Origin of the sequence: Bradyrhizobium sp. SZCCHNRI1029 (assembly GCF_032487555.1) — a bacterium.
Lineage (GTDB): Bacteria > Pseudomonadota > Alphaproteobacteria > Rhizobiales > Xanthobacteraceae > Bradyrhizobium.
This window is the reverse complement of record NZ_JAUEUK010000005.1, coordinates 124,339-138,406: the sequence shown is the minus strand read 5'-3', so window position 1 is coordinate 138,406 and position 14,068 is coordinate 124,339. Positions and strand designations below refer to the sequence as shown.

At 63.2% G+C, this 14,068-nt stretch carries 15 protein-coding genes; 9 read left to right on the top strand and 6 right to left on the bottom strand.

Annotated features, from left to right (window positions below; translation table 11 throughout):
- Positions 1–7: 7 nt before the first annotated feature.
- Positions 8–865, bottom strand: coding sequence for a type III secretion system inner membrane ring lipoprotein SctJ (gene sctJ / locus QW861_RS15745; RefSeq protein WP_315751846.1), 858 nt, complete (start codon positions 863–865; stop codon positions 8–10).
- A gap of 2 nt (positions 866–867) precedes the next feature.
- Positions 868–1,305 (bottom strand): hypothetical protein, encoded by a 438-nt coding sequence (locus QW861_RS15740; protein ID WP_315751845.1) that lies wholly within the window; start codon positions 1,303–1,305, stop codon positions 868–870.
- A 342-nt stretch (positions 1,306–1,647) separates the two neighbouring features.
- Between QW861_RS15740 and QW861_RS15735 the strand changes: the two genes are divergently transcribed.
- The 9 genes from QW861_RS15735 (at position 1,648) to QW861_RS15695 (ending at position 10,531) form a co-directional block, all read left to right on the top strand.
- Positions 1,648–2,244 (top strand): nodulation protein NolW, encoded by a 597-nt coding sequence (locus tag QW861_RS15735; protein WP_315751844.1) that lies wholly within the window; start codon positions 1,648–1,650, stop codon positions 2,242–2,244.
- Positions 2,245–2,305: 61 nt separating this feature from the next.
- Positions 2,306–2,518 carry a hypothetical protein gene (locus QW861_RS15730; protein WP_315751843.1) on the top strand — a complete coding sequence of 71 codons (213 nt, stop codon included), beginning with the start codon at positions 2,306–2,308 and terminating at the stop codon, positions 2,516–2,518.
- A 326-nt stretch (positions 2,519–2,844) separates the two neighbouring features.
- Positions 2,845–3,297, top strand: a complete 453-nt coding sequence (locus QW861_RS15725) for a hypothetical protein (RefSeq protein WP_315751842.1) — start codon at positions 2,845–2,847, stop codon at positions 3,295–3,297.
- A 513-nt stretch (positions 3,298–3,810) separates the two neighbouring features.
- A complete protein-coding gene (locus QW861_RS15720; protein WP_316193238.1) occupies positions 3,811–4,800 on the top strand; it encodes an FHA domain-containing protein in 990 nt (329 codons plus the stop codon).
- 69 nt (positions 4,801–4,869) lie between these two features.
- Complete coding sequence (locus QW861_RS15715; RefSeq protein WP_315751840.1) at positions 4,870–6,870, top strand: flagellar biosynthesis protein FlhA; 2,001 nt, start codon at positions 4,870–4,872, stop codon at positions 6,868–6,870.
- A 76-nt stretch (positions 6,871–6,946) separates the two neighbouring features.
- Positions 6,947–7,639 (top strand): tetratricopeptide repeat protein, encoded by a 693-nt coding sequence (locus tag QW861_RS15710; RefSeq protein WP_315751839.1) that lies wholly within the window; start codon positions 6,947–6,949, stop codon positions 7,637–7,639.
- Positions 7,640–7,701: 62 nt separating this feature from the next.
- On the top strand, positions 7,702–8,988 hold the full coding sequence (locus QW861_RS15705) for a type II and III secretion system protein family protein (protein ID WP_315751838.1): 1,287 nt from the start codon (positions 7,702–7,704) through the stop codon (positions 8,986–8,988).
- Positions 8,985–9,632 carry a hypothetical protein gene (locus tag QW861_RS15700; RefSeq protein ID WP_315751837.1) on the top strand — a complete coding sequence of 216 codons (648 nt, stop codon included), beginning with the start codon at positions 8,985–8,987 and terminating at the stop codon, positions 9,630–9,632. Before QW861_RS15705 ends, QW861_RS15700 begins: the two co-directional genes overlap by 4 nt.
- 431 nt (positions 9,633–10,063) lie before the next feature.
- On the top strand, positions 10,064–10,531 hold the full coding sequence (locus tag QW861_RS15695) for a hypothetical protein (RefSeq protein ID WP_315751836.1): 468 nt from the start codon (positions 10,064–10,066) through the stop codon (positions 10,529–10,531).
- 52 nt (positions 10,532–10,583) lie between these two features.
- On the opposite strand, the gene QW861_RS15690 is transcribed toward QW861_RS15695, so the two are convergent.
- From QW861_RS15690 to QW861_RS15675, 4 genes are all read right to left on the bottom strand, one after another.
- A complete protein-coding gene (locus tag QW861_RS15690) occupies positions 10,584–11,780 on the bottom strand; it encodes an acyl-CoA dehydrogenase family protein (RefSeq protein WP_315751835.1) in 1,197 nt (398 codons plus the stop codon).
- A gap of 95 nt (positions 11,781–11,875) precedes the next feature.
- On the bottom strand, positions 11,876–12,889 hold the full coding sequence (locus tag QW861_RS15685; protein WP_315751834.1) for a formamidase: 1,014 nt from the start codon (positions 12,887–12,889) through the stop codon (positions 11,876–11,878).
- A gap of 133 nt (positions 12,890–13,022) precedes the next feature.
- Complete coding sequence (locus QW861_RS15680; protein WP_315751833.1) at positions 13,023–13,586, bottom strand: TetR/AcrR family transcriptional regulator; 564 nt, start codon at positions 13,584–13,586, stop codon at positions 13,023–13,025.
- Between the two features lie 13 nt (positions 13,587–13,599).
- Positions 13,600–14,061 carry a nuclear transport factor 2 family protein gene (locus QW861_RS15675; RefSeq protein ID WP_315715053.1) on the bottom strand — a complete coding sequence of 154 codons (462 nt, stop codon included), beginning with the start codon at positions 14,059–14,061 and terminating at the stop codon, positions 13,600–13,602.
- Positions 14,062–14,068: the final 7 nt, after the last annotated feature.

The following is a 14,068-nucleotide window of genomic DNA, read 5'->3' as shown; positions in this document are numbered from 1 at the left end:
AATCGCACTAGGATACGACACGCAGCGGATCACGCGCCGGCATTCGCGCCTCACGACGCGGCGCGTTGCGTTGCGCATATCCCACGCGTGCCCGGCGCCAGAGCTGGAAGATTCCGATCGATCCCAGCAGCCCCACCCCTACCGCGGCTGACACCTGCAGGATGAGCGGACGGTCACGCAGGGCAGATCCGTCGTGAGATAGAACGGATGCCGTCGTCTCGATCGACGTGGAGGGGCTGACTTCGACGGGATCCGAACTGCCACGCACGAAAACCACGGCCACCCTGTCGTACGTCAGTCCTTCGACACTGTTGGCAATGAGGGTCTTGATCTGCGGTAGGAGCACGGCGATTTCGGCGCGCGCGTCGTGCTTGATGAACACCGATGCCGCCGACGACGGAACCTGATCGTGACGCAACGGGTCTATCTTAGGCAGCACCACGTGGACTCGGGCAGAGATGACTCCGTCGATCTCCATGATCGTCCTTGCCAACTCTTGATTGAGCGCGTGAATCAACCTGACTCGCTCCTCTGTGGGTGACGACACCAGACCATTGCTTGAGAATATGCTGCCCATGTCTTCGAACTTCGCGTGCGGCAACCCGGACGCATTCAGCAGCGTCACAGCGTCGGCAAATCGCTCCTGCTCGACCCTGACAGTATTGCTACCGTCCTTTGCCTGGAGTCGGTCGGCGGCGATGCCGTGGTGCAGCAGAAGGGCCACCATCAGATTAGCCTCCTTCTCGCTCAAGCGGCTATAGAGCTCACCCTTGCAACCGCTCAGCATGAACGCCAAGCCCAGCACCAGCGCCAAATTCAATCCGCGCCCTCGAGCGGCCAGCCATTGTTTGCCGCAACCGGCCATTCTCATTGTCCCTTCAAGAACGTGTTGAAGATCCGGGTCGACTCGGTCGAGATTTTCGACATCAGCGTCGCCTCAATGGCAAACGAGAATGCGTGCTCCAGCATTTGCAGGGCCTGACGGCCCGCGTCTGGCTTGTCCGCTCCCAGGGCCGTTCCGCCAATGTTGGAAGACGCTGGACCGGATGCTGCCGGCTCCGGCATGAGATTGAGCTCGGGCGCGACATTGCGCTGGACCCGCTCGTACGAACTCTCCATCCACTCCATCACCTTGCCGCCGAGTTGGTCGACGGCGTGCTCAGGCTCCATAGGCAGTTTAGTGACCGATCTATGCAGAGCGTCCTGAAACGACTGCTGGGCGGCCGCTCCGGGCTCAACGGCTCCGAAACTGACACCAACTGTTCCGGAAGCTGTGACGCCACCCAACGGCGCAATCGTCGTCATGTCACCGCTCCATGCCGTCTCAGGACCCCTCGTGCTCTCGCCATTGCTCACTCCAAACAAATAATGACTCACAAGGACAGCCGGACCATGGCTTGCACAACGGATCAGACAGAGCTTTGCACGGCGCCCAGCGGGGCAGAGCATAATATTTTCCTAATATATTCTCCGACGCACCCGCGACCGCTGTGATTGAATGAGATGAGCTGATAGCAACAAGTACATGTGAGTCTGCTCGTGGGTACGCGCGATCAACTACACGATTGCCACGATTGTTCCGCGACAAGGCCGCACGAAGGCCACGTTTTCCCATGCGACCCTTTGGCATCTCGGGTTCTGGTCCCATTGCGCAGCGGGGCTGCGATCGCGACCGTCTGCCTGACGCTCTCGGCGGCTGCAATCCACACCACGTCCGCAGACGCGGGTGAACCTGCTTGGCCAACCGAGTCCTACAGGTACACCATCGTCGACCAAGACCTTGGCAACGTTCTTCAGGAATTCGGACGAAATACCGGCCTGCGGTTAGAGGTGAGCCCGGAAGTACGGGGACGTGTGCGCGGGCCTCTGCCTGAACTCAAGGCAAGAGAATTCATCGAGCATCTATCCCGGAACTACGGACTCGACTGGTATTTCGACGGCTTCCGGATTTATGTCACTAGCAACAAGGAAGCTTCGAGCAGGCTCGTTCAACTCGGTGCCGTGCCGCTCCAGCGTCTCGAAGCCGCACTTCGCGATCTCGCGCTCTCCGACGCGCGATTCTCACTCAGATCCATCAAGCAGGCCGACATGGCCCTGGTCTCGGGTCCCCCGCAATACATCCAAGCGGTGGAGCGTACGCTCGCAGCACTGAAGCCTCGAGCTGACCAGCCATCGTCCGTCACCGTCTATCGCGGGGAGCACGTCCAAGTGGTCAAGCTCAACGCCCCAGGCGACGTGCCATGACGCAGATCAACGGGTTCGCAAGTCCTGCCAGATCGACCGGACGGATCAAAGGAGGGTCAGAATGGCCGTAGAAGCATCGAGCATGACGACCGCGATGGCAAGCGCCTCGAGCAGCAGCGAGGCAGTCTCGGCTGAGGATCAAGCAAAGTTCGAGGAGGCGTTTCTCAGCGCAATGCCGCAGGCGGCCGCGTTCATGCTCATGACTGTTGCTCAGGACGGTATTCAGGAGATGGCATCCGTTGGCGACGAGAATAGTGCAACCCCGGATCCGTGACGGAGCCTGCCGACTGACGCCTCGTTAGACCCTTTGCTCAGAACAAGACAGATAAGACATCGGATCGCAAACAAGGAGAGAGTTGCATGTCTAGGGTCAGCTCCCACGCATCATCCTCACGTGAAGCTCACACCGGTCACATGATGGGTCCGCACGGACACGCGTCGTCCTGGCCCGGCTTTGCAGGATTTCAGCCCACGCCCGGCGGGTCGTCAGCTCATCCGGCTCATCGCTGTGATGCGGGGGATTGGTGGCAGTCGTCGATGCCGCCCGCTTCGCAGCAGCAAGATCCGCGGACGTCTTCCATAGCATCGGACGTTCTTGGATTGGTCGCGGACGCAAAGACACCTGCAGACAAGGCGGCTCTGATCTCGGCGGCCATCAGCATCCTGAGGGGCGGACCGAGCCAGTGCGACGCGCGGAACAACGGCCGCGTTGCCAAGATCCTTGGTGACCTGACCCATCAGATCACGAATTCCACTGGGCCCAGCGATCCCGCCAAAGGTCAGCTGCTCGACGGGATCGCGAAGATCCTGAAGCAACTCGTGTCCGGCCCATCCCATCAACCCGGCGCGAACAGCTCGATACTCAAGACGCTGAATCAGCTCGTCAGCCAAGTCTCAGAGGCAAAGGGCCTTGACCAAGCGACGAAGAACAACATCCTCGACAAGCTTTCCTCGATCATTCTGCAACTCGCGGATTCAAGCTCGGGATCGCCATGCGACCGCTCCGCGGGACACCTCTCGGCCGACAACCATATCACCGACAGAGCTGAGTAAAGCAACGAGGCCTCATTCTCGCAACGCGACGAGGGCGATGAGACCAGGACGTTGAAGGAAGCGCGAGAGGCGTACCTCGCAAGGTGCGCCTCGGGACGGGATCCAAGCCGCCGCTTCAGCCGAGAGGTGATCAGCGTGGACAACGCTAACGATCACTTCCCGGCTGGAGGGCATTCCCCGACAGCCCAATCCTCAACGCAACACGAACATAGAGAGATAAAGCGATGTCCCATTCAACAGGCTCCGTTTCTTCGACGACGTCATCGAACTCGAGCATCGATAGCGCGATCGCGAAGATGAAGAGTGCCTTCGACGAAGCGATCAAGACGAATGCCGAGATCACGACCAAGAAGACGCACTGGGGATCGATCGAGACGGTCGCGCAGCAGCGCCCGAACGTCGGCTGATCCAGCGATCGCCCTCGGACAGCTACCAACCGCTTACGGCACGGGGCGTTCGTACCGAGCGCTCCGCTGCCAACATGGCTGCTAGGCCCTGATGGAGAGGCAGAGAATGCCGGCATCACCGTCCCCATTCGAACTCACAATCCGATCGGGCCTTCATGCCGGGGTCCGGCAAGAACTCGACGCCGGGACCTATCTGGTGGGTCACTCGATGGACGCCGATGTCGTTCTCATGGATGACTGTCTGGCTCCTTTGCACGCGCGGTTCGCGCTAGAGGCGGACTGTTGCGAAATCGAAGGCACCGCAGATAATGTTCTGCTGAACGGCACCCTGCTCGGTGCCGGAGAAGCACGGATCAGTCGTTATCCGGCCGATGTCGTTCTGAATGGAATTCAGCTCCGCTTCACCCGCAAGCGCAGAACGACCCGCTCTACCTTCTTGAGGTATGGACTCGGCACCGCCGCGATCCTGGTCTGTCTAGCCCTGCTTCTGCAGGGATTTCCCGCTGGTGCGGACAAGGTGCCCGGCGATGGCGGCTATGCCACAGCTGAGCGGCTGAGATCCCCCCGCTGCGACTCCGACTGTTCGACGAAATATCCGAGCAGGCACGCGCCCAATTCGCCCGCCCCCACCCTTACCCCCGCACGACTGCCCGGCCAGGACAGAACGGGACGGGCCGGCGCGGAGCCCGGCGCGCCGGTGGCGGATTTGAACAGCGCGGCGGACGCGCTGCGCCAGCGATTGCTGACTGCGGGCCTCACGACCGTCGAGATTGTCAGCGACTCAAACGCCATCACGGCGAGAGGAAGCATTGAACCCGCGGCGTTAGGCAGGTGGCGCGACATTGAGCGATGGTTCGACGGCACGTTCGGCATTGCCATCGTGTTGACGAGCCAGGTCGAGGCGAAATCTGTAAAGCGTAGCGCCCCTTTGACCGTTCAGGCGATTTGGGCCGGAAATGGGCCGTATGTCATTGATGGACGCGGTCAGAAGCTGTTCGCAGGCGCCGTTATCAGCGAAGGGTGGATCGTCGATCGAATCGAACAAGACCGGGTCGTATTGCGTCGCGGCGCAGACCTGCTCGCCGTGAGCTTGTAAGACCATGCCGCTCTGCGTTTCGATCAATGTGACGAAGGTTTCGATCCCGCTTGGATGGAACCGCAAACTATGACGGCCATTGTCGAGAGCTTGACCCGCTGGTCGAACGACAAGCGCGAGCTTCTCGTCGTCATCCTGATCGTCACCACGATCACGGCGATGATCCTGCCGATTCCGACGGCGCTCGTCGACGTCATGGTGTCCGTCAACATCGGCGCGTCGATTCTGCTGCTGATGGTGGCGTTCTACTTGAACGCCGCGGTCGAATTCTCCGCACTTCCGGCAATCATTCTCATATCCACGGTGTTCCGGCTCTCGATTTCCATCACCATTACGCGCCTAGTGCTCAGCCAGGCCGATGCCGGGTCCATCGTTCAGACCTTTGGCGAGTTCGTCGTTTCCAGCAATGTCGTGGTTGGGCTCGTGGTGTTCCTGATCATCACGATCGTCCAGTTCGTCGTCATCACCAAAGGATCTGAACGGGTCGCCGAAGTTGCTGCCCGATTCACGCTCGATGCGCTGCCGGGTAAGCAGATGAGCATCGATGCCGACCTTCGCAATGGCGACATCAACCAGGCCGAGGCCCGGCGCCGCCGACGCCGGCTGGAGCGCGAGAGCCAGCTCTACGGAGCGATGGACGGCGCCATGAAGTTCGTCAAAGGTGATGCGATCGCCGGTCTCATCATCATCGCCGTCAACCTCGTTGGCGGCATCGTTGTCGGCACCGTGCAGCATAGGCTGCGCATCAGCGAAGCGATCCAGCTCTACTCGTTGTTGACGATCGGCGACGGCTTGGTCTCCCAAGTCCCGGCGCTGTTCGTGTCGATGGCGGCGGGAACGGTCGTGACCCGGGTTGCGACAGAAGCGCCGAGCAATCTTGGTTCCGAGATCATGGAGCAGATCACGTCGCAGCCGCAATCCCTGCAGCTGGCCGGTCTCATGATGCTCGGGCTGGCGTTCGTACCGGGTTTTCCGGCGCCGATTTTCCTTTTTATGGCCACCGTGTTCGGCGGCTCCGGCGTTGCGATGCTCTTGGCTCGACGGCGAGCCCAACGAACCTCCGGCACGGCGCAACCGTCCGACCCGTCAGAGCCCACGAGAAGTTCGCGGATCGCTATCCCGGCGGCCAAGTCTGCACCGATCATGATCCTCGCGGAAGCCGCCTTGTGCGATGAACTGCGGAGAGCCGGCATTCATGATCGGATCAGGCGGACGCGACAGGACGTGGCAGACTGGCTCGGATGCGCCTGTCCAGGGGCGGCAGTCGACGAAAGCAGCGCCCTGGCGCCCGGTCATTTCAGGATCGAGCTGCATGGCGTGCCTCTTCTGCTCTCGTCCGGTGAACTGGATCAGCCGGCAACCCGAACGGCGGGGGGAGCGGCCATCTCCGCAGTCGATGCCGAGCTGCGGCGCGTTCTTGTCCGCTATGCGCCGGAGTTCCTCGGCATACAGGAGACCAAGCGCCTGCTCAACCAGTTAGAGGCTGACTACGCCGACTTGGTGCGCGAGGCCTTGCGTGTGGTCCCTACACAGCGCATCACCGATGTCCTTCGCCGGCTGCTCGACGAGCGGGTCTCCATCCGCAATCTGCGGCTGATTCTTGAGACGCTGGCCGAGTGGGGAATGCGGGAGCAGAGCAGCGTCATGCTGGTCGAGCACGTGCGGCTGGCGCTGCGCCGGCAGATCTGCTTCGAAAGCTCAGGCTTTGATCGGACCTTGCGCTGCTTCGTGCTTGATCGACAGACAGAGGAAGCGATCCGAACGGCAGTGCACGCCCTCGATGAAAACGCTCAGACGTCTCTCGATCCTGCCGTCAGCACGCGCCTGCTTGATGCGTTGACCCGGCAGCTTGCCGACGTCGATCATCTTGCCGCATCGCCGAGTATTGTACTGGCCTCCGCCGACCTGCGCCGGGTGGTCTGGACGCTGCTTGCGCCGTCCGGTCTCAATGTGGTCGTGCTCTCCTATCAGGAAATCTCAAAGGATTTTCGGGTCGAGCCGATCGCCGTCCTTGGATTGGATGAATCACGCGAGCAGGCTGAACCTTTCCCGATCTCGGCGATGCAATGAACCAGTCAACCCGCGACGACACCTGCGAGGTTTCGAGACTTGAACTATAAGACAGTGCAATATCCGTAGGAAGTACATGCGTAGCTCTGAAGGCCGGGAAACCGCGTTCAACAACCATCTGAAACCAAGTGCCGGTGTTTGCAGGCGAATGGCGCTGGCTGGCAGCATCGCCGGTCTGCTCTGCGCCTGTTCGTCGCTGAGCCCAGACATTGGCGGACCGGTGCCGACGCCCACGACCGCACCCGCCTCGGTCGAGGGTCGCAATCTCCCGGCCTCCACGGCAACCGCAGCAGCTCCCGCCAACCAAGTCGCCGGGATGGAAGACAAGGACGATCGAATCAGAAAAGCGCGAAGCGAGCTCGCCAGACATCAAGCCGAGCCCGCCCTGGCAATCTTCACCAGCGTGCTCACCTCGGACCCCGAGAACATTCCGGCGCTCAACGGCCTCGGAGTGGCTCTCGACATGCTCGGCCGCCATGACGAAGCTCAGACAGCCTATCGTCAGGTGCTCGCAATCGCTCCCGCCGACATGATCGCAAGCAACAATCTGGGCCTGTCGCTTACCTTGACGGGCCGGTACGCCGACGCGATGACGGTTCTGCGGCCGATCGCGCTCGGTGAGAGCGCCTCGCCTCGTGCACGCCAGAACCTCGTGATCGCTATGGCGCTGAGCGGAGATCGCGATGGCGCCGCCAAGCTTGCGCGGGTCGACCTTCGGGAAGAGGACGTGAGGCTCAATCTCGAGATGCTCTCGGCGATGCGGCGCTGACGATGGGACCGTTTCGAATTTCGCCATCCGCCTGGCTGACCTCGATCGTGGTGATCCTTACGATGCTGGTTCATTGCGCGCCGGCATCATCCAATGCGCGGCAACAGGTGCGGATCTACGCGTCTCAGGGCGAGATGCTGACCTTGCCCCGTCCGGCTTCCAAGGTCTTCGTCGCCGAGCCGGCTGTTGCGGACGTCCAGGTCGCGGCCGCCAACCGCGTCTTCGTTTTCGGCAAAAAGCCCGGCCGTACGACGCTCTTCGCGCTCGACGATTCCGGCGCGACCGTCGCGACGTTCCGGATTGCGATTGCCTATGACGAGAGTGATCTACGGCAGCTGCTGCGAGCTCAATTCGCAGACCTCGACGTCAGGCTGTCGCGGACGCCGCGCGGCGCGGTGCTGAGCGGGCTGGTGCCCAACGCCGACACCGCCGAGAAGGTCCGCTCCACCTGCGCGCAGTTCCTCGGCGAGGACGAGGTGCTGCTCAATCAGTTGAAGATCGGCGGTAGCACGCAGGTGAACCTGCGGGTCCGTATTGCCGAAGTCTCGCGCAACGCGGTGAAGCAACTCGGCGTCAACTGGGAGGCCGCAGGCTCGGCCGGTGGTTTCAGCTTTGGGCTCTCGTCGGCGGCCTCAGGGAGAATCAATACGCCGGCAAACGGCAGCTACAGTGTGACTGCCATCGTGGATGCGCTCGCTCAGGAGGGACTGGTTTCAATCCTGGCAGAACCGACGCTCACCGCTGTTTCGGGTCAGAAGGCGAACTTCCTGGCAGGCGGCGAATTTCCGATCCCCGTCGCCCAAGGGCTGGACCGCATCTCGATCGACTTTCGTCGCTACGGCGTGGGACTGGAGTTCACACCGACGGTGCTCTCCGATCGTCTGGTCAACCTGCAGGTCAAGCCCGAGGTCAGCGAGCTCTCGAACGAAGGCGCCCTGATCATGAACGGCGCCCGCGTCCCGAGCCTGATTACCCGGCGGGCGGAGACCACAGTCGAGCTCGGCAGCGGGGAGAGCTTCATAATCGCCGGACTGCTGCAGAACAAGTTCAATACCGGCCTGGACATGTTGCCGGGGCTGGGCGACCTGCCGGTACTGGGGGCTCTGTTCAGGTCGACACAGTTCCGGAAGAACGAATCCGAACTGATCATCATCGTCACACCGACAATCGTTCGCCCGATCGGCGAATCGGCACGCATACCGGTCCCGACCGACTTCGTCGGGCCGCCTTCCGAGCTCGAGCGCATCATATTCGGCCGTCTTGGAACGACCCGCCCCGGGGCAGGCCCGATCGAGGTGCCGGTGCCGGGCCGGAGATTGCGTGGCGATGCCGGCTTCCTGATCGAATGACGGTCCTCCAAGGAGCGATAAACATGGCACCGATCAGAAGCGGCCTCGCCATCGCCCTCGCGGTGCTGGCTGCAGGCTGCGCTGTGGACCGGACGGCACCGCCACCGCAGCTCGCAGGTGAGACCGTTCATTACGTCTACGATGTACCTGCAGGACGCTGTTCTGCGGCGAGCTCCGGCGTCGAACACTTCGTGGCCGCGACGGCGAATGGCCGCCCTGAAAGCGTCCGTGCCTGGATCGAAGGACCGCCGGGGCCATGCACGGCGGCGATCGAGCATTCCATCATCCGAGCCGGCGTGGATCGCTCCCACGTCAGGCACGACGTTGCCTCGGCAATGCACCACGCGACGCGTGTTCACATCGATCGCCTGCTCATCAGCTCCGTTCGCTGCCATCTGTCGGATGGCTTCAATCGCGGCATCTTCGCCGACAATGCTGCCGATCCGGCCCTCGGCTGCAGCACGGCTGCGGCCTTTGGCGGCATGGTTGCGGATCCGGAGGATCTTCAAGCCGGAAAAGGACGCAGCCGCGCCGAAGGGGAACCGGCCACCCGCGCGGTCGCGAATTTGCGCGGGGAGCAGCCAACCCGTGCCGAACCAACCGGCGAGGACCGCCCGCAGACCACGGCTCATCCCGCGCAATGATTGTTCAAGCCGAAGAGCTCAGCCGTCGCCATTCCGACCTGGAGAGACCTCAGCGTCGCACGTTGCTCAAGGATAAAGCGGAAGCGATGGTGCCGTTGATCCGCAGATTTCTTGATCGCAAGCCCTCGGAGAGCTCAAATATTTTCCTGCGAAAGAGGTCGGGAGCGAAGTATCCAGAGGAGGTACGCCTCCGACTTCCACTTGAAGACGCGGTCGGGTTCGAGACAGCGGATCTCGACGTCGCAGCGTCACGGCGCGCTGGCTCAGCTACCAAGTTGTACGTGTTGGACTACGCGGCTAAGTCACTCTCTCCCTCGGTCTCTTCGAGTTCACTGCACGAAGACGTCGCTCCCCCCCCCAAAGGACTCTTTTTCGAGCCTGTCCGCGGCGACATAGATGACATCGGCTTTTGCAGCGGCCTGGATCGGGCTTTGACGCAGCGACCGCCGCGCCACGACATCGTCCCTTACAATCGCATGTGTTCGGACCGCTTCTTCTCTTTTCGGCCGGACGAGAGCGGCAGCGCACTGGGCAGCGTCGAGGTGAAGGAGGCACTGGTCTACGATCAGTACATGCGCGGCGACATCGACTTCACGGGCTTCAGGGTGACCATCTCGCTACGAGAGCAGGCCTGCCAAGCCTATCTGAGTCACGTCGGCATGCGGCAACCTGAGCTGCGCGATCGCGAGTCCTGGGATGGCCGCCTTCTCTTCCGCATCCCCTCGCGTCCTTTCGCGTTTCCCATGCCGCGCGGAAACTCCGATCCGTGGACGTTCGGAAAACGGGTGGTCGCCCCATTGCAGGCGATCGCTCGGTTCGCCTTCGACGAGATCGAAATCCAACTGCTGCGTGACGACCGAGGCCGCCGCGTGACCATGGGCGAGGCTGCGTGCGACTGAGATCCCGGCTGGCAGGCGCCCTTGCGTCTGCGGGCCTGACGCGCAGCGCGCCTCAGCCACGCACCACGCCGGCCCGCGCCTTCAGGAACTCGCGCGCGACGATCAGCTTCTGCACTTCGGTCGCGCCTTCATAGATGCGCAGCGCGCGGATCTCGCGGTAGAGGCTCTCCACGATCTCGCCCTTGCGGACGCCGCGGCCGCCGAACATCTGCAGGGCACGGTCGATGACGCGCTGGGCGGTCTCGGTGGCCGTGAGCTTGGCCATCGCGGCCTCGCGCGTGGTCGGCAGCTTCTGCACGTCGCGGCGCCAGGCCGCGCGGTAGGTCAGGAGCGCGGCGGCATCGGTCTCGGTCGCCATCTCGCCGAACGCCGCCTGCGTCATCTGCAAGTCCGACAACGTGGCGCCGAACATCTTGCGGCTCTGCGCATGCGCCTGCGCCTCGTCGAGCGCGCGACGGCCGAAGCCGAGGGCGGCGGCCGCCACTGAGGCGCGGAAGATGTCGAGCGTCTGCATCGCCAGCTTGAAGCCGCCGCCCGGCGCGCCGAGCCGGCGGCTGGCCGGGATGCGACAATTCTGCAGACGGAGTGTCGCCAGGGGATGCGGTGCGATCACCTCGATGCGCTCGGCGACCGAGAACCCGGGATCATCGGGAAACACGACGAAGGCGGAGATGCCGCGCGCGCCGGGCGCCTCGCCGGTGCGGGCGAACAGCGTGTAGACGTCGGCGATGCCGCCATTGGAAATCCAGGTCTTCTCGCCATCGAGCACGTAAGTATCGCCGTCCAGCCGCGCCGTGCAGGTCATCGCGGCGACGTCGGAGCCCGCCTCCTTCTCTGACAGCGCGAAGGCCGCGAGCCATTCGCCGGCGCGCACCTTGGGCAGCACACTGGCGCGCAGCTCCGGCGAGCCGCCGAGTGCGATGGCGCCGGAGCCAAGTCCCTGCATGGCGAAGGCGAAATCGGCCAAACCGTCGGCATAAGCGAGCGTCTCGCGCGACAGGCAGATCGCGCGTGAGTCGATCGCGCCGGCATCCGCGTCGGGCGCCACGACGGCGCTGTCGAGCAAGCCTGCGGCACCAAGCGCGCGAACGATCTTGCGGCAGGCGGTGTCGACATCGCCGTGATCGACGTCGTCGAGAACGCCCGAGCCGACGAAGCGGTCGAGCTGGTCGCACAGAGCGCGGTGACGCGACTCGAAGAACGGCCAGTCGAGCCAGTCGCGGGGGATCACCTTCGCCGAAACACTCATGACAAGACCTGTCCGCCAATTATTTTAAGTATAAAATACTTGGCGGAGGATCGATCTGTCAAGCTTGCGGCGGCCGGGCGCGCCGCCGCATTCGCTCACTCCGCCGCCCTGCCGAGCTTGCCGAAGGCGCGTGTCGGGGCCGGGAAGCCGCAGGAGGTGCCGTCGGTGACCTTGACCTGGTCCTCCCACGGCAGCCGGTAGGTGCCGGCGACCATGTCGTGCATGAAGGTGTAGGGACAATCCATCGCGCCGCCCTTCACTGCGACATAGCCGCGATGCCAGAGCTGATAGATGTTGTTCTCGACGCCCCAGTTGATGCGGGCCTCGCGCACGAGATCGGGGCGCACCTCGGCGGTGATGATCTCGTCGGCGCGCCCCGTCGTGCCGTGCGCGATGATGCTGCCGTCGAAATTGACGATCATGCCCTCGCCCATCGAATCGAACGAGCCGTCGGAGCCGCACATGCAGACATTGGCCGTCACCATCAGGTTCTGGAACGCATTGGCTTGGTTGGTGAAGCGCCAGCTGTCGCGGATCGGCGCGGTGTAGCCGGCGGTGCGAATCATGATTTCGGCGCCCTTGTAGGCGCATTCCCGCGCCATCTCCGGGAACATGCCGTCATGGCAGATGATGAGCGCGATCTTGGCGCCGCGCGGTCCCTCGATCACGGGTATGCCGAGATCGCCGGGCTCCCACGGCTCGACCGGAATCCACGGATGCAGCTTGCGGTAATACAGCTTGATGTCGCCGTGGTCGTCGATGATCAGACCCGAATTGTAGGGGTTGCCGTCGGGGTTGTGCTCCATGATCGAGAAGCAGCCCCAGATCTTGTTGTCGATGCAGGCCTGCCTGAACGCGGCGACCTCCGGCCCGTCGAGCCGGCACATGATCTCGGGATTGGTGTCCATCGACAGCCCGTGTAGCGAGTATTCCGGGAACACCACGAGATCCATGGTGCCGAGATTCCGCCGGGCCTTGCCGACCATCCAGACGATCTTCTCGGTCTGCCGCGCGAGGTCGTCCTTGCTCACAACGACCGGCAGCTGCAGCTGCACCAGGCCGATGACCACGCCGTTGTCGGATTTATTGAGACCGCCTAACCCGTTCATGCCGGACCTCCCTGGATGTCGCCGCTGCTCGAGACGTTGCTCGAGACAACCACGATTTCACGAGGGCCGCGCGCCGATATTTCAGCCCGCCATTTGCCGCTTGCTGAGGCAGCGGTCGCCGGCGCTTCGGGAGTCAGACGCCGGATGATCGTTGCAGGCGCGCTTGGAACCGCGTCAGCGCGCGGCCGAAAACGGCCGCCTCACCGGTTGCGCGCGCCAGCACCAGTGCACCCTGGATGCCGAGCACCACCTCCTCGGCGCCGTCGGCGGCCTGTGCCGCCGGCCAGCCGTCGCGGATCAGCGCATCGCGCAAGGCCTCGATCCAGCGTGTGAAGTAGCTGGCGATGGCGGCGGCGAAGCGATCCCGCGTCTCGTCGAGCGCGAACGCCCCGACGAGGCAGACGCGTCGGCCGGAACGGAAGTAGTCGTCGACGCCACTCCACATCCGCGCGATCGACTGCTCCGGCGGATCATCGCGCAGCGGCGCATAGATCTCGCGCTCGAACCAGGCGTCGACATGCGCCAGCACCGCCCGCCCCATCTCGTCCTTCCCGCCTGGAAAGAAGTGATAGAGGCTGCCTTTGCCCAATCCCGTCATCTCGGTGATCCGGCTGAGCGAGGTGCCCTCGAAGCCGAACTCGCGGAACACCTCGGCAATCAGCGGGATGACGTCGGCGCGCTCGTTGAGCGTCCGCATGGCTCTCCCTGCGTCAAAGTCCCAAGTCGGTCAGTCCGGGATGATCGTCCGGCCGGCGCCCGAGAGGCCAGTGGAATTTGCGATCGACCGCCTTGATCGGCAGGTCATTGATGCAGGCGTAACGGCGCTGCATCAGCCCCTGCGCGTCGAACTCCCAGTTCTCGTTGCCGTAGGAGCGAAACCAGTTGCCGCTGTCGTCGTGCCACTCATAGGCGAAGCGCACCGCGATCCGGTCATCGCTGTGGGCCCAGATCTCCTTGATCAGGCGGTAGTCGAGCTCCTTGGCCCATTTGCGGGAGAGGAAGGCGACAATCTCGGCACGGCCGGTGATGAACTCGGCCCGATTCCGCCACCGGCTGTCGGGCGTGTAGACCAGCGACACGCGCTCAGGGTCGCGGCTGTTCCAGCCATCCTCGGCCATGCGCACCTTCTGGGTGGCGGTCTGCAGCGTGAACGGCGGGGCGAGAGAGCTCACGGGACAT